This is a genomic window from Vibrio sp. YT-15, from assembly GCF_033337445.1.
In the GTDB taxonomy this organism is placed as follows: Bacteria; Pseudomonadota; Gammaproteobacteria; order Enterobacterales; family Vibrionaceae; genus Vibrio; species Vibrio alginolyticus.
The window spans coordinates 73,647-92,277 of sequence record NZ_JAWOQR010000013.1; the positions used below are offsets into that span (position 1 = coordinate 73,647).

Here is an 18,631-nt window from a genome sequence, read left to right on the forward strand (position 1 = left end):
TATATGAACGTTACGAAGAAGAGTCTTTTTGGAATCCTGACAGTTTGGACAATCGTGCTTTGTGTTGCTTTTGGCTTAGTGCTTAAGTTCCTTGTGTTAACAGGTAATACAGAGTCACGACTCGACAAGGTTGATCATGAAATCAAGGTGCTTGCCCAACAGACAGCTGTATCTCCAAAGATTGTTGTACTTGATTTGGCTAAGGTAGCCAACGAGTGGAAAGGACGTAACGATAACCTGGCAATTAAGGCAGTAGAAACAACTATCAAGTTTTATAACGAGAAGGGTTACCTAGTGCTTGATAGTGCAAGTGTTGTTGGTGATATTGGCAAGTATTCAGGCATGGTACCAACACCTGAGAAAATGAGCCAAATGATTCGACAGGCAGAAGGCAAATAGTCTGAGTAAAGGAAATACAGGTTGTTTTGCAAAACTGCCTGTATTGAATGCGCAAGAAAAACTTGCAGAAGGATTTGTTTTTGTTTAACTAGGCGTATAAGTAATGCAGAGGTAATAACGTTTATGAAACTACGCTTAGGAAAAGCTCTACTATTGGCACTGACAGTAATGGGTACACATGTATCTCAAGCTGCTGTCACAGCACAACAAGTAGTAACTAGCGCTAGCTACCAACTGACAGAATACGACACGTCAAAAACTGGTCGTCAGCGCGCAATCGAAAAAGTTAAAAAGTCAGCATTAAGTAAAGCTGAATTTGAATACCTGACAGTCACAAAAATGGACTTATCTTCTGGTATTACAGAAACAAAGAGCGCTTCGACAGGCCGTGTGACAGATATGCACATACTAAGTGAAAGCTTGGCGCCATGCGATAACAAGCACTCTGCACGTTGTTATAACATCGAGGCAGAAGTCACGGTAACAACCGCTCGTATAGCACCATCACAGAGAGCAATCGAATCACGAGTTAACGCGGTAGAAATGGCGAAAGCTATGGAAGAATTGTTCTAATCTAATTCCAATACACCTCCCAATTTAGCCCTAACATGTTTAGGGCCTTTTTTTTAGTCAAAAAACCTTTCTAACGCTACTTGTTGATAGCGACAAATAACTCCCTCTAATTCGACCCACATAATCGCCACAACCGAAACCCCGGATGCTTACTATCTACGGATTATTTTAGGTGGAAGGTAATTATGAGACTACGGGGAGTATCAAAAGCATTGGTTGGTACTTTAGCAGCGCTAACGTTCAGCAATGCAATGGCTGACCCTTTGCTCGACCAAGCGGAACGATTAGCCCAGCAAGAAGCAGCTAAAGGTAAGTTGAGTGCTAAAGCATTGGTGGGTGGCATGAGCGATCTGGATGTTAAGACTGCACTCCAGAACTTCAACAAACTCCATTGGACTCAAATCCTTCCGGTTAACGACCTAATTATGGTTGAGAACGATAAGGGCGAAAAGTTACTAATGGATTCGAAGGCTCGTATAGCCATACGCGGCAACGTTGAAGTTTATGACATGTGGAACAAGCGTCCAATCAACACACAGGCCGATGCAAAAGCTGCATGGATGGTAACGCTAGACAGATTCGGAGTTCATACAGGTGATTTGGCTAGCTTTCGTTATGGCTTAAAGAAGGATAAGCCTGACGTGACGCTGCTGGTAGATCCGAGTGGTGACTTCAACGTAAAGCTTTTCGACCAAATGAAAGCTATGGCAGACAAATACTCTTTTGAGATTGTTCTTGCTCCGCTGCTTGGTGGTGAATCAATCAACGAATCCCTAAAACTCTGGTGCGCCAAAGACCGTCAGAAATCACTTGATGAACTGATGGCTCAAAAGAGTGCTACTGGAGAAATATTCCCTACTTGTAATAAAGACCCCTTAATCAAAGCCCTTGGTGTTGCAGGCGTTCTGCAAATCAAAGGTCTTCCTTATTTAATCAGAGCTGATGGACTTCAACTGCAGGGGACACCTGACAGTCTTTCTGAATTCATGAGCCGAAACGTAGACAACATTGGAGAGGTAATCGTAAATGATGTTAAAGCATCTAAGTAAGGCTCTGATTCTTGCTGGTATCACGCTAATGAGCACAGGCTGTTCTAGCATGTTCGAGATAGGTGAAGACCCAACAGAGTGTCCGAAGGCACAAAGTGGCGGTATCACCTGTACGAGTGCGCGTGAAATCTGGAAGTTGACGGATAACAAGAAGGATTTGGAAGAGGCTCGTCAACGCAGTAACGGTGAGCTTCAAGACGAAGATGAGTCAGACGATGACGAAGATAAAGAAGTTAAGCCAATGCCGTATCCTGGTGGTACGCCAGCTGAGCGCCAAGCCATCTACCGCGATTACCAGTCAAATCGTTCAAAGTTAGCAGCTCCAGAACCTATTGCAGTTCGTCAACCAGCAAAAGTTTTGCGTGTTCTGATGAATTCATGGGAAGACGATGCAGGTCGTTTACATATTCCTGGTTATACCTACGTTGAAATCGAGAAGCGTCGTTGGGTAGTTGGCCGCGGTGCGAGTACGGCGCCAGCGCGTATTACACCACTAAGCATTCGCAAGATTTCCCAAGAGGAAGAACGCCGCAATAACCCAGTAGCAGATAACGGCATGGGTATCATTCAACCTGTCCCTGTTCCGCAACCACGACCAGTTAAGTAAGGGGTAGCGATATGGCAGGAATCCTAGATAAACATAACGCTATAGTAGGGCATAACCAATACGGTGATGTCCTACCTGTGCTTGAGTATATCCCGGAGATGAACGGGTACATACTTGACGGTGGTTACATTGGTTTCACTTTTATCTGTCAACCACTGACAGGTGTAAACAACGACCTAATGAACTCTCTGGATGACCTTTACGAGCGTCAGTTTCCAGCAGACAGTTTTTTACAGGTGAGTTTGTTTGGTTCCCCTTACATTAAGTGGATACTCGAACGATTCGAGAATATCCGTGAAGGCCGTGCCGAAGGTGAAATGGGTGAGCTGTACGATGAAATCGGTCGTACTACATACCAGTACTATGAAGAAAGTACGGATAAGCCACTACACCCAGTAACAGGCTTGAAGGTGCGTGACTATGAGGTTTGGGTATCTTTCAAGATGCCACTCAAAAAGCAACAGCCTTCAAAAGCCGAATTGACCGCGTTCCGTCGTCTTTACCTACAGCTTAAATCAACGCTTGAATCTATTGGGGCGCACCCGGACGACATGACACCTGAACTTTATGTTCACCGGATGCAGATCTTACATAACCAAGCGAAGAATGCTGATTGGCGTGAAGGTGTTAAGGGCCATGATGCAGGTGTACCGCTTCGTTACCAAGTTATGGAGAGAGGTGGCAGTTGTTTCGTCCACCAAGATGGCTTGGAATTCGGTGACGTAGAGAAGGGTGAGGGCTCGTTCGTTAAGATGCTCTCCGTGCAGAAATACCCGGAGGTATTAACCTTTGGTGATATTTATGACCTGGTGTGTGATTGGCGTAAAGGTAGAGAGGGCTTACGTGAGCCATTCTTGATGACGTTAAACATTCACTTCCCGCCACAGGAGAAAGCTAAGCGTGAGTTTACCAAGAACCGTGGCTGGTTAACGCACCAGGCATCAGGACCGATTGCTAAGTGGGTTGACCGACTCCGCTTCCAGAAGAAGGACTACGACGAATTCTTCATGTCCTTGGAGAACAAGGGCGCGCAGATTGCCAACTGTTACCTGCAGATGATCATATTCAGTGAGTCGAAAGCCAAAGCTGAAAAGTCTGTCATGGATGTACAGTCATTTGCATCTAAGCGTAAATGGAAGTTTGTGGAAGACCGCTACATTTGTTTACCACTCTATCTGTCATCTCTGCCTATGGGTTGTGATGAAGCGACAGTTAAAAACCTTCACCGATTTAACCGCTTCGCCTCGGATGCATTGAAGTACATCACACCTATGATTGCTTCATGGAAGGGTAATGGTCTTGGGCGCCCGGTAGTGCCGTTAGTTACTCGTGATGGCCAGATGTTCTGTTTCGACCCGTTCACCTCTGATGGTAACTATAATATGTTTACCGCAGCGGCATCGGGGTCAGGTAAGTCTTTCTGGATTAACTACTTGGTGTCTCAAGTACTGACGTCAGGAAACATCGGCGGCGGTAAACTGTATCGAGATAACCCTCTACCGAACGAGCGTAAACCTCTAGACCGTGGCCGAGTATTTATCATCGACGTTGGTCGCTCTTACGAAAAACTCTGTGAACTCTACAATGGGCGATTCTTAGAGTTTGGCGAGAACTTTAAGTACTCACTAAACCCATTCAAGTCTATACACGAATTTGCGGGTAAAGACGGTCAGGGTGACATGGTATTGTCACTACTGAAATTCATGGCGTCACCATCGGGTACTCTAACCGACTTCCAGACGGCGCGTATGAACGTGTTGTTGAACCAACTATGGAATGAGAAGGGTAACAACTCGACCATTGATGACTTTGCCGAGATGTGTAAAGCCGATCCTGAGCCGCGTGTTAAGGATATTGGCTTCCAGTTAGAACCTTGGTGTAAAGATGGTCCATATGGTGAGTTCTTCGATGATAAGAACCCTCCTGTAGACTTCTCCGGTGACTTCGTTGTTATCGAGCTTGAAGAACTTAAGTCGCGTAAACAGTTACAGATTGCGGTACTTCTGCAGTGTATCAGCTGTATCCAGCACGAGATGTTCCTGTCAGGCAAAGACCGAAACAAGTTGTTCATTTTGGATGAGGCCTGGGAATACATTAAGATCAAGGGCGGTGCAGGTTTAGCAGTAGCGGAATTCTTGGAAGCTGGCTGGCGTCGTTTCCGTAAGTACCAAGCTGCGGGTATCTGTATTACGCAGAGTATTTCCGATGCGTATGAGACAGAAGTAGGCCGAGCTATGGCTGATAACTCACAGTTCAAAGTGTTCTTACGACAAGAGCCAGAAGTTATCGAGAAAGTACGAGAGAACAAACAGTTCGACGGTAACGAAACTGACTTCGCGCTGCTTAAGAGTATCCATACTGTGAAAGGTGAGTACTCTGAGCTTTATATCCGTACTGGTAGCTCGAGGGAAGTGTGTCGATTGTTTGTACCTCGATACCAACAGTTGATGTTTACCACTGATGGTAAGGAACTTGCTGCGATTGACCGATATAAAGCACAAGGCCTGACGATCGCACAGTCTATTCAAGCTGTAATTGATGAAGAGCACGCAACCGGTAGACGAACCTCCACTGAGGAAACTGATGATTTCTCTGCAGAGGAACTAGAGGCTATGTTGGCCGCGTAGAACGGTACTACTTCCAGTACTCTTAAAGGCACTCGAATTCGGGTGTCTTTTTCTTTATTGGAGGGATTGCGGGATTTGCAGATTGGCTGATGATGTAGGAATCAAATGTAAGAGGTAGCTATGCACAATCATCGATACATTACCGGCTTATGCTCTGATGATGCTCCAGAGAGCGAGAAACAGTTTCTGCGCGTCGTTACTGAGCGTCTTATGATGTCAGGCTACACTATGCGTACAGGCGGTCTTATAGGCTCGCCTGAGCCGTTTATACGCGGTGCTATGGACGCGGCAGATATTAAGGAAGTGTCCGTTCCATCTCTAGAGTTGTATGTGCCGTCTTTAGAAGTGGATACGTTTGGGTTAAACCCAAAGCAGGTATTTGACGTCCACCAGCTCAAAGAGATGAAGAGTGGCCGTATTATGGCGATGGCTGTGCAACACCGTGACCGATACTTAACTATCTCGAACAAACGAGCGCTTGAGTATGAAACGTATGTGCCGGCATTAATGGGCGACGACTTGAACGACATTAGTCGATTCATGATTTGCTGGGCGCCTATTCCTACATTTGATAAGAACCAACGACAAAACGATTGTCATGGCTGTATGAGCACTGCAATCAGAATTGCACACACATATGGCATGCAGGTATTCAATACCGCGATACCTGCTCACAAAACAAGATTGCTAAGATGGATAACTGGAGATGTACGCTAAATGACTAACAAAATAGAAACCCAAGCAGTAGAGAATTTCTGGAGCCGTTTCCCTGGACACATCAACTTCTTGGAAGAAAGCGTGAAGTTAGGCCACAACGAAGAGTTTCAGATCCGTTATGACGCAGTAAACAAGTCTGCCCAAGAGTTTCACCCGGCAGTACGTGTCGAATTCTCTCTTGATATGATGGAAGCGAAGGTAAACGCGATCATTATAACTTCAAAAGAGAAGGGAGAAGGTCGCAAGGTAGCTATGAAGCTTGCAAAAGCTTGCCCAGAAGAATATCGAGAGTTGGTTACACCATATCGCTTACCTGCATTGCCGTGGGATTCTGAGGTTACCCAAAACTGGGTGACAGACATGGCCGGACAGTATGGTATGAGAAGTATCGCTAACGAAGTTGGAGCGGTGCTATCTGATGTCACGGTTGCGGTTAAGAGCAATCCTCACAACGGCAAAGTGTTGATACAAGTTGGCTTCAAAAACAAGCGTGAACTGAAAGCGGTTGGTGAAGAAATTGTATTGGTAATGCTGGAGTTATTGCTTGGCGAAGAGATTATTGCGGAAGGTGTTGATCTTCTTAGTATTAAGACAGCCAAGGAATTGAGTTCTGGTAAAATGGGCTGGGAACATACAAGCGGCTTAAATGCCCGTGATGTAATTCTCCGTAACCTGCTCTAACGGTATCCATTTATGTACAATTAGATGTATAATCAAGTAAATAAGAGCAAGGATAGCTCATTACGGATGTAAATTATTAGGAAGCTGCAATGAATCATTTAAACCTGTTTATGCCAAAACCCATTCCGGTGCCAGATGCCGAACTGGAGGCGTTACAGGAAACAATGAATCATTTGCAGCACCTTAGTCATAACACTTCAATTCCCAATGGTAAGCAGGCTCTTACCGACTTCCTAGAAACTACCCCAATCTTACTTGCTGGTGGCTTTGCGAATCGCGGCATGTTGAACACAATGATCCCTTTTGCACACCAAGTTAAAGCCAGCACGAATTTTATCCCTTGGTTAAACATTCAAGACACTGTTAACGCATGGCTATCGTGGGCTGAGAAAAGACGTGATGGTCTGTATAACGATGATATAGATGAACAGTCACTTTGTGTTGATAGAGCCACAAAACAAATGCCTGTATTTGCGGTACAGCACAAAGGGTTAAAGCGAGTTATCTATCCAGAAGATTTACCAATTCAATTGGCTACGTGGTGCGTACACTCTGAACAAAAGGGGTACTGCGTATTTGCAGTTAATGAAAGTTCAGTCGTGGCTAACTTAGAGGTCTTTAAGTACACCTCGGTTAACTGCGACCTAATACCGGTTAAAGCTGTGCTTCATTTTGGCTACGTGATACGGGATGGGCTAATTGTTATGAAAGGTGAGTCCTACGACCCTGATAACGACAGTCAGTTCTATGAATTTGAGAAATAAAAAAGCGACCAGATAAAACACCGTGGTCGCTCTTATGTTGTTTCTATGTGTCTCACCACACACCTCCAAGTCCATTACAAGTTAAAAGTCCTTTGTAACGTCCTTAGAAGCGGTGAATGGCTGTTTGAGTAGGGATGTGTTTAGCTACTTCTTTAGCAAACGCCTGATTAGGAGTCAGCTCTTTTGAGAAGTCGTAGTGTTTGTAAGTTTTCTGCTCAGGTTGGTTTGCCAAAGCCACTACACCTAATACGATTACTAGAATTAATACTGCTGCCATAATTATCACCTTTGAAAGTTAGTTGGTTAATGTATCGTCTTGATATGTTTATAATCGCATCGATTGAAATTCGCGCAACCCCACATTTCAGACACAATTACCCCTGCCAGTTCTTTAAAAAAAGAACAGCATAACCCTCAAGCCACACCAAAACTGAATGTAACCCAAGTACCCGCAGTTTATCGGCTCGGCAAAGGAAACCTCCTAACTACGGATGCATGTTTTTAAATCATTTCTTTTGGTGGCTCTCATACAAAAGCCACCAGCGCACGATAGTTAATCCACTTTGATAAACACAATCGAGCTAAAGCCGAACGTGTGAAGCCCTGTACTTAGACCTGACTCGCTTGCCAACACATTCAATTGCGTTGCCTGCTCGTAATTTTTAATAACCAAGCCGCTTGTATAGCGATTAGGGTGATCCACCGTTCTACACTGGTGATAGTGATGAACAGTTTCTTGAACTGGGATACTGTGCTCTGCGGCAATTTCATTAAGTGTGGTTAGTGCTGCATTCGTTGTTTGCATGATGACGTCCTTATCTTAGCGGTATCGAGGGTCTACGAATTTATTGATGATTTCTTCACTCGGTACTGCTGAGCAATGAGTAATAAGATCCGCGATAGTTAGCGGTTTATTGAATGCAGCTATACGCCAACTCATGTATGGAAGAGTTTTGTTGCCTATAAGCTTTTCATCAGCACCGAGCCACGTATACAGCTGAGCTAGGTTGTGGAATTGAGCGCCACTGTTGAAGCCAAGGGCAGGGCTAAGACGCACACCTTTGAACTCCAGTCGTAATCGAGCAGGGATATGCGATATAAGGTCGCGTAGAGGTGTTGCAGGGGCATCTGACACGCTTGGTAAGCGTCCCGTCATTTGATAGTCCATTAACAGCTTTGGGTTGCGCATCATTGCGTTGATTGCGTGGTGGCTCATGATTAGTCCTTGTTGCTTGGTTGAAGTGACCAATCTAAATGCAAAGGCTAATCGTGCAACTCGATAAAATGGTAGGGGAGCGGGAGATAAGGGGCGAACCCCTTACAGTTTGCGGATAACGTAGGTTACATTGTCACATGTTATTTCAATCTGACCGTTTGCCAGTAACTGAGAGTCAATATATTCAGCGTACTTCATGTAATCTTCGACCGATTTAATCATCGTGACTGCCTCTCTATCGAAACGAGATATGAAGCCGCTTACATCGATGTGGGTGCCTTCATCGAGTAACTGCTTGCCGCAGGTTTTACACAAGGTTTCTTTGTGAACGATATAGCTATTCATGGTTAACTCTCAGTATGTTATCAACAGGGTTGTTTCTTAGCATCCGTGTAAGGTTTATACGCCAGTTCGATAGCTTGCAGATAGGCGAGTGCGCTTTGGTCTTTCTCAAGAAACTGTCGCTCAAACGATAAACCTTTTAGGTAACGCTGTCTCGCGGCCACATAACGTAGGTTGCTTGGCTTATCCTCTAGGTATCGTGTCATCAAGCTACTAACCTTTGTCCGTGCAATGGGGAACTGAGCCATAACGATAGTGGAGTTTATCTCTAAATGCAGTTCTACATAAGCATCGATAAATCTCAGTACGATCTGATTAAATGCTTCGTTTTGATTCACTTATTTTGCCTCATTTATAGTGTTTTTGTTGCAAACACTGTTCACACGCTGAGCATAGGTGCGCTAGTGTCTCTTTAACCACGCTCTAAGCTCACGGATTGGTTCTTGTAGTACTACCCAGATAAACAGCATTCCAACACCGATAAGAGTCAGGCAGAGTGGAACAAACAGTACCTTTGAAGTCAGGGTGTTAATTCCGTAAAGCAATTCTTCTGGGATGCTGTCACTAAATTGAATGATCCCAAATCGCAGTAGTAGGCCTAATACACCGAGATTGAATGCCACAGCACCGAGAACGAGTTTTTGTAGGTCTTCTTGCCATGTAGTGGGCTTGTTATCTTTAGCTGCTTCAATCATTGCCGTTTTCCTTGTTGAAGAGTAACGATTCAATTTCTGTAACCAGTGAACCTGCCTCAAGTGCGTGATGAATGCTTAAGTGATGATCCCTTTTATAGTCGTTACCTGTTTTCACTATGAATTCTAATGCTTGGTTTAAGGCGTATTTAAGTGCCTCTTCATTAGGCGAAGGGAACAAGGGCATTTGAGAAATAACAAAGTCACTTGGATCCAATGGCTCTGCAGGATTGGTACTGTCGTAGGAGAAGTATTGTTCCCCGTTCGAGTAGACGGTTATTTCTGGCGAGCCTGCACAACCCCACAGTGTGGCTTTGTAGTAACCTTTCGGTAGGACTTCTTCTTTCTCTTCGTCAGTGGCATACACAGCTAGTGGTTTATTCAATACATCATCGCTGGTGGCATGAATGCTCATTGCTAAAATCTCTTCTTACGGTTGCATTACTGCAGTTAGGTATTGCGGTGAAGTTAACCTGGTCCACCGCGTTAAAAATCATTGAGTGCTTAAAATCTGTTTGGTTCGTTCATTATTCATTGGGCAAAGCGCGTAAGCAGTATCTGAGTCATGACAGCTTGCATTGGAAAAAGTCACCACTCGACCACTTGGTAGTTGGTAGAAATCGTAGCTACCACGGCACAGCTCTTCATACTCGTCTGCATCAATTGGAATGTATGGGCGTGACAAGCAAACTGTATCGCTATTCAAAGCCGAACCCATAAGCGGTGTTAGGTGTTTAATGCCGAATGGGTTTTGGTAGATATACGATTCAACGGCCTGAATTACTGATAAGCCTTTATTAAATGATTCGGTAAAGTAGGCTTCCGACATCGAGTAATCCGGGTCAATAGCACTTAATGCCTCACGGACATCAACAAGATAAAGGGGGAGTGATTTTTTAATTACCACGTCCTTTAGCGTTATATGAATATTTGTGTCTGAGTCATCATGGGCTGTGCTCAGGAAAAAGACGCGATCGCCTGCAGTGTGGTTACCTTCTGTTTTAGGGTAGGTCAGGTTAAGTAGGTAACTAAGCTGCTCAGATGGCTGACCATTTAACGATTGAAGGATCTGATAAAACTCCGAGTTGAGCGGAAAGTTTTTTGCACTTGAATTGGCTGTCACTACGACTGAGGCAAGTTGCGTGTCGTTCAAGTGGTTAAGTTGTATGTTGATACGGTGTCCCATTGTGTAATGCCTATATAATTTCATTAATCCATTGTGTGCCTATACGCTCAAAGCTAATCACAGATGCCTAACGCGCAAGGCTAAAAAAAGTGACCGTATTAAACGGCCACCAGCTACAAACAAATGATTCGGTCAATTAGTCGCAACTAGAGTCGCCGCCAGAATCAAAGCTTGAGCTTGAACCGCTATCACTCGAACCGGAGTCAAAACCTGTTACAGAGACACTACTGTAGGTCTTAGTGGTGTCAGGCTCGACTGAATCCATAATGGCCGCACCTACTACAGCGGTCGCAAGTAGATCATCACCATCGTCGTAATCTCTGCCCGATCGAGAGGGAGTTGGTTTCACTCGAGCAGACTGAGATGCCGGCGGCACAAAAGCATGTGATGTTTTACCTGCACTTGCTGTACGTGGAGATGGCTTATCCAATTTGTCGCCAGCTGTCTTAAGTGAATCTTCTGCTTCCTTGTCTTCGCGTGCTTTCTTAGCTTTAAAGTAGAAGTGCATAGCAATGCCTAGTCCTAGACCAATAGCAATGGTCGTTCCGGTGTTCAAATCCATAAATCTCTCCGTATAGAAAATGGTTACGCCAACGGTGTTGATATGTGGCCGTAATAAAATAGTTACTGGGTAACTAATCTCATTACTCGCAGGATTATACACTACTGCGAGTTCAATGTTTATTGTATGAACATACTTAAAACGCGATAGTTTAAATTTGGGGTATTTATTTAAAAAATTTTCAAATAATTACCTCTATATGATTTTTAATACCAAGAGTCACTTGTGACTTATTTGAAGACTTTCAAACTAAATCTATGAGTACGTGAACAACAGGTGCAGTCTTGGATGACTTATGAGAGGTCGATAGAAAGAACTGTTGTTTAGGTGAAGTGTTCTCTATGACTTCCGAGAGGATATGAACAGAAAAGGTGATAAATAGAGAGGGTAGATCACAAGTTTAACGAGGGTTGTTTTTATTCTCAAAGTAGGTATTGTGTAGTTGAAGGTTAGTTTGTCTCCAGTTGAGCTGGCTTTTATGGGTGGAAAAGGGCGTTAGTTGGCTGAAACTAGCGCCCTTTTACTTTTTATGACTCACACACCTCAAGTTTTACCTGAACGTGCTGCAGCTTCTCATAGAGAGCCTGTGCATTCTCCGACTTCCCCTCTCCGCGTTCTGCCAATACATCGAGAACACGAACAAGTTGAGACTCAAATTCAATGAGGTATTCGTAGTCTTCGGATACAGGTGCCTTCAAGCACTCAACAATTGCATTGTTTAGCTGGTGGGTTGAGTTAGACAGAGTTGGGCGTAACATTGCTTGTGGGTTGTATAACTCCGACCGAACCACGAGCCATTTATCACTAGCTGAAACATTGATTCGAGCCTGTCGATTGCCTGCTACCTTAGTGACTACAAACTGAATTCCATTTGCTTTGAGGTCTTCTGCAGCTTCAATAGGGGATACGCCCGGAGCACGCACGATGAATAGCCCCTGACCTGCACCTCGTGAAAGCGCTAGTGTTTTACGGGTATTCTGTTCGTAGTTGTGTTTACGAGCTGTTCTGACATGCACATCTCTTTGGTTGTGGCGATAATGGACTACATCTGGTGCAATGCAATTTAGTCGAGCAGCCTGAGCAAGTACTTCTCCCGGATGCTTCTTTGATGCACCGCCGAGAAATACTTCTGTCACCATTATCATAATCGGAGTTGCATCAAGTTGGAGAGCTACATCTTCAAGGTTCGCGCCTGTCTTGGTCAACAAACCGAAGGAATCGATGTCTTTAACTTTGTAGCCTGGGCGACGTAATTCACGGCCGACATACAGCTCTTTGTTTTTCTGGTTCATGTTCTGCCTATAGCATTAATACTTACGTTATTCCTGTATGCCACCAGCAGGGATAATTGCTGGTGGCAGTGACGATCACTTGCCGTTGAAATTCACACCGATGAATCCTTGGATGTTTAGTTGTGTGCTCTTGGCAAAAATCGATGCGCCGGTTTCACAAGCATCCGTAATAGATAATTCGTCGAAGATTTCTAATACTGTTTTGAGTTCAGCTAAGAAAAGTTCTTCTTGCTCTCCAAAGAAAACGACACCCATTTCGCCGTCTTCTGCGCCTTCCTCCTTGATGTTCATCATTGCCTGTAGTGTTTTAGGCAAATAGAACTTCTCGCGTTGTTTAAGGCTAAGAGTCAGCTGGGCATCTCGGTTACCTTCTAGTGCTTCAATCATCTCTAAATCAATGTCATCGATGACCCACTCAAGTTCACTGCGATTAACTACGATGACGCTTTCATCAAAGATGCAGCATTCTTCAATAGGGAGCTGATAGGTTTGACCGCGTTGATTTGTGTTCTCTATGCAAACGACAGACACATAGCCTTCATCAGCGTCGTAGTTAGTCGTTAGGTATTCGACGCCATTACGCTTAATTACGATGCCCGGTTTAAGTTTGCTTGCGTGATCCATGCTTCTACCTTTGAATGTTGAACGTGTTTGATAGAAACAATTAAATGCGATTTTGCTAAACGCACAATAGTACTGGACAGGTGTTTGTAAGGATAAACGTTAAATTTTAAATGTGAAGTATAAGATTTGAGTAAATGAGCGACACCTTAGTTGGTCACGCTCATTTGTAAAGAGTGGGAGTTATGCTTGGTCAGAGAGATTTTCTAGTGCGATGGCGAATTGTTTTACGACGCTCGATGTAAGCGGGGGATGGTCTTCCACAACGCTGGCAGGAATGAACATTTGAGGCCATATTGAGTCGTTATCGATAAGGCCAATGTTGATGTGGCGAGTGCCGTTAAATTTAGAATAAACGGGCATTAACTCAGTTATAACATTATCTCTCAAGGACATATCTGAAAACTCCTGTTCGGCCATAACGCCCAAAACTCCGTGTCTTAGTACTACCGCAAATTCAGCCCCTGCCCATTTGGATACGATACTGTTCAGGTCTTTTGCGCGTTCAGCATCATAGTAAACGGTCAAACCCTCTGCGACAAAATCCCCGGCACAGTTGTACAGGTAGGTCGTATCGTTGATGTTGAATTTTGGCATGATGTTTTTGAGGTTTGAGCTCATGTTCGGTTCCTTAATGAAAACTAGCAATAGAACGCATTAGTTGAAAACAAGGTGTTTAAAACGCAAAATATGCGCCATGTGAGTATTTATAAAAACACGGTTAATTAAATGTGCAATAGCATTTGATTTCCAAACTGCGTTCACTCAGTTGGACCGATATGTGAGGGTGAAGATTTGAAGACAATTCTCAAGCTGAGATACAAAAGTCTCATAGCTACTGTAGAGAAAGATAGGGCGCTGGCAGCACATGAAAGGTATTTGACTGGTGAGTTACCGGATCCTGTGAGCTTTGGTTGGAAGGGGATGGATGATGTCATTAAGGTATCGAGGAATATGCCTGTCGAACCACAGCCATATAACTGGATGTTAGGCATTGTCTCAGCAATTATTTTTGCACTGCTATTGGTGTTTATCCAAGACAAACAATTGTTATCTCCTTTGGTAGAGCTAATACATTTGAAGGCTGGGGAACTAAAGGTAGTTCCTGGAGTGCCAGTAACCATTTCCTCGTATGTGACTGACTTTGGCGCGTTCTATTTACTTGGACTAATCATTAGTGCTCTGTACATGACCTTGGTAAAGGGGATTAAGCGCGTATATATCTGGTTGCTAATTACGCCTTTCCCGGCATTATTCATCGCGTTAGGGCTTATGTCAGTATCTATCAACTTTGAGCCCATGAATCTTCCGTTACTGACATGCTTATCTCAGCTGTGTGCCAATTACCTCCATATCAATTGGGATGTCTATGACAATTACCATCTTGTGAACTTCACGGTTGCATTCATTTTGATGTTGCCCCTTGGGTTATTTCACGCCAAGGCAACTCAAGGTCAGAATGTGGATTACAAGCAGCAAGTCGAAAGGCAGTACGATGCCAACTCGTTCATGAAGCACTATACGACAGAGTTCTTGTTGTGGAATAGGAATACGTTTGAGGCAAACCAATTGTTTAAGGCGGCAGGTGAAGCCGAAGAGAAGCTGGCCAAAATCTTAAACCAAATCATGAAGAACCAAGATGTCGAAAAGCTGGGGCAACTGTACAAAGAGGAAAGCCCAAGGGAATTTTGGGTTTTAGCTTATGCACTTCTGCAGACGTTAAATGAGGCTACTGCAGTCATCAGAGAACACATGGATAGTATCCGAAGTTTTCATTCAATTGTGGAAGGTCAGGACACAGACTTTGAATACATTGAAAGCAAGTTTACCAAGCTATTTCATAAGGCTCTTGAGCCTCAGATCGGCACGTTGACTAAATTGGTAGATCAAGCACTAAGCCATAAGGAATTTAGCGCGGAACTGGAGCATTCAAATCGAATCAATGAGATGAATTGTACTGGCCCAGAATTTTGGCAACAGGTGACTAAGATTAGTAACGACGTGAAGATGCTAAACGAAGAGATTTTAGAAATTGAGCGAAAAGAGCAGGGTAGAGAGATGCGTATTCTTACCGGGTTAAGTCAGACTCTCGCAGAAGAAATGCGAAAATCATTCAATGTAGTGACCACACAAATAGATTGGGTCAAAGGGCTGTAATTTATTCTGATCGACATTGGCGCCTTGGTTTTCCGGGCGCCTTTTTTGTGTCTTGCGCGTTTAGTGAGTGGCCGTAGATTAGGAGGAAACCAAAAAACAACCAAAGGCAAAACTATGAATCCACTAGTAATTAACCCTCTACAGATAAAGTACCTAACAAACGGGTGCGGTGAAGCGGTAGATGAATCATTCAAGTACCTGGACAAGCATCAGCTGGACTATGACAAAGAAGCAGGGCATACACTCACCGCTACAGAGTCGGAGTTTGTAAAAGAAGATGTTGTCGGGCTTGCTGGTGGGTTGCTTCACTGCAATGTCGCGTATTCGGTCCTCTATAGTGGGGCTAAGTTCCTCTGCCTGGTGCACAGTGAAGCATTTGGGGAGGATTCGAACGAACAATCAAGAGAAGAGGCTTACGACAATCACAAGCGAGCTCTAGAAGCGGCTAAAATGATGGCTGAAACATGCGGTGGCCATGTTGCGTGGCTATCAGAGCCAGATGATCTTTTTGCTGTAAGCAATGGCTTTGGCGGTGAATACGTAACGCGGATTCTGATTCCGTTCAGTCATGCCGAGCAATTTGGTTGCTACTCGATTTGGGCTAGTCACCTGAAAGGTATCGATTACTCGGTGCTCTACAAATTTACTAAGTTGAAAGCAATACTTCCTATGCTGGTACCCAACGCTAAGTTTACAGATCAGGAACTCAACGATTTGTGCAGCAGTGAGGACAATTTGAAGGATGCGATTAATCGCTGGCTTAACAAGCAGCACGTAACCATAAAACCTCTTGTATCTCACGTGCATCAAGAATATATCGACTTTGATATTGACGGTGCAACTCGAATCCGACGCGCTAAGATGCGATTAGACCTGAAAGATGGCGATGTGTTTAATGTTTACTATGACGTTAGCTCAAAATCCGGGGCCGAGTGGAAAGGTAACTTGGTCAACTCTATCACTCTCGCCAAGCTGTGATGAAATAGCAGACACAATTTAGGTGTAGGTAGAAACAAGACATAATTAAGGCTCCCGAACGGAGCCTTTTTAATGCAACCGGTAAAAGTAATTACTACGGATGCGTTACGATAACTTCACCTTCTCACCGTGGGTGCTTGGGTCAAACAAAAATAGTTTGGCTTTACCATCGTCAGGAAGCAGTTTATTAATTGCTTCTAGTAGCTCCTGAGAGGAATGCCCGGGATCCAGAACAATGATTGGGGAGCCAGATGCAACCCATTCATCAAGTAAGGCTTTCATGTCCACCAGCGGCCTTTCTTCATCTTTCTCTGACTCTGAATTCAACTTGTGGCCTTCGACCAACCTAACCAGTTCGTCGCCATCTGTAATGGAATAAGCGCGATTAATTAAAGCAAGAAAACGAACCTTTTAGGGTATCGATTTAGTACCAAGTTCAATACCGGAGAGTAGGGAAGAAGAGTAGCCAAGTGACTTGGCCATGTCTCTTAGAATGACATCGTGCTCAATTCGTAAAGCTCTTAGAAACTTTCCAAGAGGCGTTACTTTAACTGAGTGTTTACGAGAGTTGAGTGCAGGCAAAATAATTCTTTCTGATGGTTCAGACATGTCTAAAATCCCATATATTTAATTTACAAGATTATTAAAAAGCAGTGGCAACAACCACTGCTTTAATTTCAATGATGACCATCATAAACATAATCTGGTAGATGGTCACAAAACAAAATTAAAAAGCTAATCCTGACATTTTAAAAACAATCCAATACTAAGCTTGATATGAATGCGAAAGAAACTTGATTTGACTATCGACTGTGAATGCTCTCGGCTCAAGTTTAAATCGTTTGTTTTTAGATAACTCGTCGAGATAGTGGATAGTAAAATTCATAGCATCGAGTCCGTGCTTACAGATAGCTTGTTCAACTGTGGACAATGATTTAAACGCTTTACACAAAACATCTGACGACAAAGCCTCTTTATGAATAAAGATGTCCTTGTAGTTCAGGATGCGTTGCAGGGAATAGTTGATATACGTTTTTCGTTCAGCTGTCTCTAGGGCGCTGATTTCGCTGCTTAGCAGCTCTACTTGATCTAGGTATTCCGACATGGTTAAGCCTTTTTGTATTGGTCGAAATGTAAAGTGGGTTGCATACGACATGCTAGCCTACATGCGAACCAGTTAGATGAAGACGATTCAGGAATAAAAGATTGCCATAAGGCATAAGGCGCGCAAGTAACAGGAAGTAGAGCTTATATACTATTGCAACTATCTGACATTGCTAATGTAATTTGAAAAACAAACAGATATGGTACAAATGAAAAGAGACGGGTTACATATTCATGCACGTAATTGTTCTTTTTAACAATTATAAAGTATGTATAATCCCGTCTTTCTTGAAGTTGCCGTATGTTGTTTAAAACCGATTTTAAAACGTAGCGTTTACGGTTTTTACAAAGGCAGAGAAGCGGTCTAAGACGTTTAAAGTAGATACACCATACGTTAGATAGAACGCTTCCTCAGCCAAAATGTTATTGCCATCAAGATAGAACTTGGTGTTTGGGTGAGTGCGATTTAGCTCGTTCAGGTGTTTAGGATCTACAGACAGAATTGCTCTAAGAGCGAAGAAGTCAGTAGTCGAGTTAGCGTCCCATGTTTGATATGGGTCCAAGTCACCTACAGCGATCGAGCCATTGACTCCGTTAATATCTATTAACAGTGTCATGGTTTCCCCGTCGAACGAATAGGTTAGATCACCGTTTCCAAACTCCGCTGCAATGTCAGTGAAAAGGTTGATGACGTTTGAAGGTGTTACCTCTACAACAAGGTCGTCAGATTCAATGTTGTTAGGTTGGTGATCTATTAAGTTTTGTGTTGTTTTAGCGTTAAACATAATTTTTTGGCTCATGTTTATTTTTGTTATATGTCACAAGTAAGCGATGGTCAGTTATCAACTGTTGTTGATTATTTATAGTTATTTGACCTAGTAAGAACCCAAAAATCGATACAATCATTTTTGGGAAGAAGGTCACAATAATTGAAAATGATAACTTTTCAAAATTTGTACGTTCGGAAAGTTAAGAAATGTGCTTTAAATTCTGCTGCTGTTAATGAATAGTACTTTAATAACAATCACTTAAATTTTTTTTGGTTGTCGAAAAATATTAGGTAA

Annotated in this window: 26 protein-coding genes; 10 read left to right on the forward strand and 16 right to left on the reverse strand. The window is 43.5% G+C overall.

Annotated features, from left to right (window positions below; translation table 11 throughout):
* Nucleotides 1-3: 3 nt before the first annotated feature.
* From R7D93_RS19965 to R7D93_RS20000, 8 genes are all read left to right on the forward strand, one after another.
* Complete coding sequence (locus R7D93_RS19965; protein WP_225477981.1) at nucleotides 4-399, forward strand: hypothetical protein; 396 nt, start codon at nucleotides 4-6, stop codon at nucleotides 397-399.
* A 123-nt stretch (nucleotides 400-522) separates the two neighbouring features.
* The gene (locus R7D93_RS19970) at nucleotides 523-972 is read left to right on the forward strand and encodes a hypothetical protein (protein ID WP_225477980.1); all 450 of its coding nucleotides are present in this window, start codon (nucleotides 523-525) and stop codon (nucleotides 970-972) included.
* Nucleotides 973-1,157: 185 nt separating this feature from the next.
* The gene (locus R7D93_RS19975; RefSeq protein WP_225477979.1) at nucleotides 1,158-2,021 is read left to right on the forward strand and encodes a hypothetical protein; all 864 of its coding nucleotides are present in this window, start codon (nucleotides 1,158-1,160) and stop codon (nucleotides 2,019-2,021) included.
* Nucleotides 1,999-2,628, forward strand: coding sequence for a TraV family lipoprotein (locus R7D93_RS19980; protein ID WP_225477978.1), 630 nt, complete (start codon nucleotides 1,999-2,001; stop codon nucleotides 2,626-2,628). The genes R7D93_RS19975 and R7D93_RS19980 overlap by 23 nt, the downstream gene beginning before the upstream one ends.
* A gap of 11 nt (nucleotides 2,629-2,639) precedes the next feature.
* Nucleotides 2,640-5,255 carry a type IV secretion system protein TraC gene (gene traC / locus R7D93_RS19985; protein ID WP_225477977.1) on the forward strand — a complete coding sequence of 872 codons (2,616 nt, stop codon included), beginning with the start codon at nucleotides 2,640-2,642 and terminating at the stop codon, nucleotides 5,253-5,255.
* A gap of 120 nt (nucleotides 5,256-5,375) precedes the next feature.
* Entirely contained in the window at nucleotides 5,376-5,972 is a 597-nt protein-coding gene (locus tag R7D93_RS19990; RefSeq protein WP_225477976.1) for a hypothetical protein, read from the forward strand.
* Nucleotides 5,973-6,653: a hypothetical protein gene (locus tag R7D93_RS19995; RefSeq protein ID WP_225477974.1), complete on the forward strand. Its 681-nt coding sequence runs from the start codon at nucleotides 5,973-5,975 to the stop codon at nucleotides 6,651-6,653. It abuts the gene before it with no gap.
* An 89-nt stretch (nucleotides 6,654-6,742) separates the two neighbouring features.
* Nucleotides 6,743-7,417: a hypothetical protein gene (locus tag R7D93_RS20000; protein ID WP_225477972.1), complete on the forward strand. Its 675-nt coding sequence runs from the start codon at nucleotides 6,743-6,745 to the stop codon at nucleotides 7,415-7,417.
* A 103-nt stretch (nucleotides 7,418-7,520) separates the two neighbouring features.
* Here the strand turns inward: R7D93_RS20000 and R7D93_RS20005 are convergent, their stop codons facing one another.
* From R7D93_RS20005 to R7D93_RS20060, 12 genes are all read right to left on the reverse strand, one after another.
* Nucleotides 7,521-7,694 carry a hypothetical protein gene (locus R7D93_RS20005; RefSeq protein WP_225477970.1) on the reverse strand — a complete coding sequence of 58 codons (174 nt, stop codon included), beginning with the start codon at nucleotides 7,692-7,694 and terminating at the stop codon, nucleotides 7,521-7,523.
* A gap of 276 nt (nucleotides 7,695-7,970) precedes the next feature.
* Nucleotides 7,971-8,222 carry a hypothetical protein gene (locus R7D93_RS20010; protein ID WP_169600639.1) on the reverse strand — a complete coding sequence of 84 codons (252 nt, stop codon included), beginning with the start codon at nucleotides 8,220-8,222 and terminating at the stop codon, nucleotides 7,971-7,973.
* Nucleotides 8,223-8,237: 15 nt separating this feature from the next.
* Nucleotides 8,238-8,633, reverse strand: a complete 396-nt coding sequence (locus R7D93_RS20015; RefSeq protein ID WP_225477967.1) for a hypothetical protein — start codon at nucleotides 8,631-8,633, stop codon at nucleotides 8,238-8,240.
* Nucleotides 8,634-8,735: 102 nt separating this feature from the next.
* Nucleotides 8,736-8,978 (reverse strand): hypothetical protein, encoded by a 243-nt coding sequence (locus R7D93_RS20020; RefSeq protein ID WP_225477965.1) that lies wholly within the window; start codon nucleotides 8,976-8,978, stop codon nucleotides 8,736-8,738.
* A 20-nt stretch (nucleotides 8,979-8,998) separates the two neighbouring features.
* On the reverse strand, nucleotides 8,999-9,313 hold the full coding sequence (locus tag R7D93_RS20025; RefSeq protein WP_225477963.1) for a hypothetical protein: 315 nt from the start codon (nucleotides 9,311-9,313) through the stop codon (nucleotides 8,999-9,001).
* A gap of 63 nt (nucleotides 9,314-9,376) precedes the next feature.
* Nucleotides 9,377-9,670 (reverse strand): hypothetical protein, encoded by a 294-nt coding sequence (locus R7D93_RS20030; protein WP_225477961.1) that lies wholly within the window; start codon nucleotides 9,668-9,670, stop codon nucleotides 9,377-9,379.
* Nucleotides 9,663-10,082, reverse strand: a complete 420-nt coding sequence (locus R7D93_RS20035) for a hypothetical protein (protein ID WP_225477959.1) — start codon at nucleotides 10,080-10,082, stop codon at nucleotides 9,663-9,665. The genes R7D93_RS20030 and R7D93_RS20035 overlap by 8 nt, the downstream gene beginning before the upstream one ends.
* Nucleotides 10,083-10,160: 78 nt before the next feature.
* Nucleotides 10,161-10,853, reverse strand: coding sequence for a hypothetical protein (locus R7D93_RS20040; protein WP_225477957.1), 693 nt, complete (start codon nucleotides 10,851-10,853; stop codon nucleotides 10,161-10,163).
* A gap of 136 nt (nucleotides 10,854-10,989) precedes the next feature.
* The gene (locus tag R7D93_RS20045) at nucleotides 10,990-11,415 is read right to left on the reverse strand and encodes a hypothetical protein (protein ID WP_225477955.1); all 426 of its coding nucleotides are present in this window, start codon (nucleotides 11,413-11,415) and stop codon (nucleotides 10,990-10,992) included.
* 527 nt (nucleotides 11,416-11,942) lie between these two features.
* Nucleotides 11,943-12,707, reverse strand: coding sequence for a hypothetical protein (locus tag R7D93_RS20050; protein ID WP_225477953.1), 765 nt, complete (start codon nucleotides 12,705-12,707; stop codon nucleotides 11,943-11,945).
* A 75-nt stretch (nucleotides 12,708-12,782) separates the two neighbouring features.
* The gene (locus tag R7D93_RS20055; protein WP_225477952.1) at nucleotides 12,783-13,331 is read right to left on the reverse strand and encodes a hypothetical protein; all 549 of its coding nucleotides are present in this window, start codon (nucleotides 13,329-13,331) and stop codon (nucleotides 12,783-12,785) included.
* A gap of 180 nt (nucleotides 13,332-13,511) precedes the next feature.
* Entirely contained in the window at nucleotides 13,512-13,949 is a 438-nt protein-coding gene (locus tag R7D93_RS20060; RefSeq protein ID WP_225477950.1) for a hypothetical protein, read from the reverse strand.
* A 174-nt stretch (nucleotides 13,950-14,123) separates the two neighbouring features.
* Between R7D93_RS20060 and R7D93_RS20065 the strand changes: the two genes are divergently transcribed.
* Nucleotides 14,124-15,485 carry a hypothetical protein gene (locus R7D93_RS20065; RefSeq protein ID WP_225481793.1) on the forward strand — a complete coding sequence of 454 codons (1,362 nt, stop codon included), beginning with the start codon at nucleotides 14,124-14,126 and terminating at the stop codon, nucleotides 15,483-15,485.
* A gap of 114 nt (nucleotides 15,486-15,599) precedes the next feature.
* Nucleotides 15,600-16,463 (forward strand): hypothetical protein, encoded by an 864-nt coding sequence (locus R7D93_RS20070; protein ID WP_225477946.1) that lies wholly within the window; start codon nucleotides 15,600-15,602, stop codon nucleotides 16,461-16,463.
* Nucleotides 16,464-16,568: 105 nt separating this feature from the next.
* Here the strand turns inward: R7D93_RS20070 and R7D93_RS20075 are convergent, their stop codons facing one another.
* From R7D93_RS20075 to R7D93_RS20090, 4 genes are all read right to left on the reverse strand, one after another.
* Nucleotides 16,569-16,790 (reverse strand): hypothetical protein, encoded by a 222-nt coding sequence (locus tag R7D93_RS20075; RefSeq protein WP_225477944.1) that lies wholly within the window; start codon nucleotides 16,788-16,790, stop codon nucleotides 16,569-16,571.
* An 84-nt stretch (nucleotides 16,791-16,874) separates the two neighbouring features.
* The gene (locus R7D93_RS20080; protein WP_225477942.1) at nucleotides 16,875-17,072 is read right to left on the reverse strand and encodes a hypothetical protein; all 198 of its coding nucleotides are present in this window, start codon (nucleotides 17,070-17,072) and stop codon (nucleotides 16,875-16,877) included.
* Nucleotides 17,073-17,229: 157 nt separating this feature from the next.
* Entirely contained in the window at nucleotides 17,230-17,619 is a 390-nt protein-coding gene (locus tag R7D93_RS20085) for a hypothetical protein (RefSeq protein WP_225477940.1), read from the reverse strand.
* Nucleotides 17,620-17,887: 268 nt separating this feature from the next.
* Nucleotides 17,888-18,367, reverse strand: coding sequence for a hypothetical protein (locus tag R7D93_RS20090; RefSeq protein ID WP_225477938.1), 480 nt, complete (start codon nucleotides 18,365-18,367; stop codon nucleotides 17,888-17,890).
* Nucleotides 18,368-18,631: the final 264 nt, after the last annotated feature.

Excerpts from the sequence above, each read along its gene's own strand:
- R7D93_RS19990 (WP_225477976.1), top strand. The coding sequence starts at position 5,376 with ATGCACAATCATCGATACATTACCGGCTTATGCTCTGATGATGCTCCA.
- R7D93_RS20035 (WP_225477959.1), bottom strand. The coding sequence starts at position 10,082 with ATGAGCATTCATGCCACCAGCGATGATGTATTGAATAAACCACTAGCT.
- R7D93_RS20055 (WP_225477952.1), bottom strand. The coding sequence starts at position 13,331 with ATGGATCACGCAAGCAAACTTAAACCGGGCATCGTAATTAAGCGTAAT.
- R7D93_RS20050 (WP_225477953.1), bottom strand. The coding sequence starts at position 12,707 with ATGAACCAGAAAAACAAAGAGCTGTATGTCGGCCGTGAATTACGTCGC.
- R7D93_RS20020 (WP_225477965.1), bottom strand. The coding sequence starts at position 8,978 with ATGAATAGCTATATCGTTCACAAAGAAACCTTGTGTAAAACCTGCGGC.
- R7D93_RS20015 (WP_225477967.1), bottom strand. The coding sequence starts at position 8,633 with ATGAGCCACCACGCAATCAACGCAATGATGCGCAACCCAAAGCTGTTA.
- R7D93_RS20045 (WP_225477955.1), bottom strand. The coding sequence starts at position 11,415 with ATGGATTTGAACACCGGAACGACCATTGCTATTGGTCTAGGACTAGGC.
- R7D93_RS20000 (WP_225477972.1), top strand. The coding sequence starts at position 6,743 with ATGAATCATTTAAACCTGTTTATGCCAAAACCCATTCCGGTGCCAGAT.
- traC (WP_225477977.1), top strand. The coding sequence starts at position 2,640 with ATGGCAGGAATCCTAGATAAACATAACGCTATAGTAGGGCATAACCAA.
- R7D93_RS20030 (WP_225477961.1), bottom strand. The coding sequence starts at position 9,670 with ATGATTGAAGCAGCTAAAGATAACAAGCCCACTACATGGCAAGAAGAC.
- R7D93_RS20040 (WP_225477957.1), bottom strand. The coding sequence starts at position 10,853 with ATGGGACACCGTATCAACATACAACTTAACCACTTGAACGACACGCAA.
- R7D93_RS19995 (WP_225477974.1), top strand. The coding sequence starts at position 5,973 with ATGACTAACAAAATAGAAACCCAAGCAGTAGAGAATTTCTGGAGCCGT.
- R7D93_RS19975 (WP_225477979.1), top strand. The coding sequence starts at position 1,158 with ATGAGACTACGGGGAGTATCAAAAGCATTGGTTGGTACTTTAGCAGCG.
- R7D93_RS19980 (WP_225477978.1), top strand. The coding sequence starts at position 1,999 with ATGATGTTAAAGCATCTAAGTAAGGCTCTGATTCTTGCTGGTATCACG.
- R7D93_RS19970 (WP_225477980.1), top strand. The coding sequence starts at position 523 with ATGAAACTACGCTTAGGAAAAGCTCTACTATTGGCACTGACAGTAATG.
- R7D93_RS20005 (WP_225477970.1), bottom strand. The coding sequence starts at position 7,694 with ATGGCAGCAGTATTAATTCTAGTAATCGTATTAGGTGTAGTGGCTTTG.
- R7D93_RS20085 (WP_225477940.1), bottom strand. The coding sequence starts at position 17,619 with ATGTCGTATGCAACCCACTTTACATTTCGACCAATACAAAAAGGCTTA.
- R7D93_RS20070 (WP_225477946.1), top strand. The coding sequence starts at position 15,600 with ATGAATCCACTAGTAATTAACCCTCTACAGATAAAGTACCTAACAAAC.
- R7D93_RS20090 (WP_225477938.1), bottom strand. The coding sequence starts at position 18,367 with ATGAGCCAAAAAATTATGTTTAACGCTAAAACAACACAAAACTTAATA.
- R7D93_RS20080 (WP_225477942.1), bottom strand. The coding sequence starts at position 17,072 with ATGTCTGAACCATCAGAAAGAATTATTTTGCCTGCACTCAACTCTCGT.
- R7D93_RS19965 (WP_225477981.1), top strand. The coding sequence starts at position 4 with ATGAACGTTACGAAGAAGAGTCTTTTTGGAATCCTGACAGTTTGGACA.
- R7D93_RS20060 (WP_225477950.1), bottom strand. The coding sequence starts at position 13,949 with ATGAGCTCAAACCTCAAAAACATCATGCCAAAATTCAACATCAACGAT.
- R7D93_RS20010 (WP_169600639.1), bottom strand. The coding sequence starts at position 8,222 with ATGCAAACAACGAATGCAGCACTAACCACACTTAATGAAATTGCCGCA.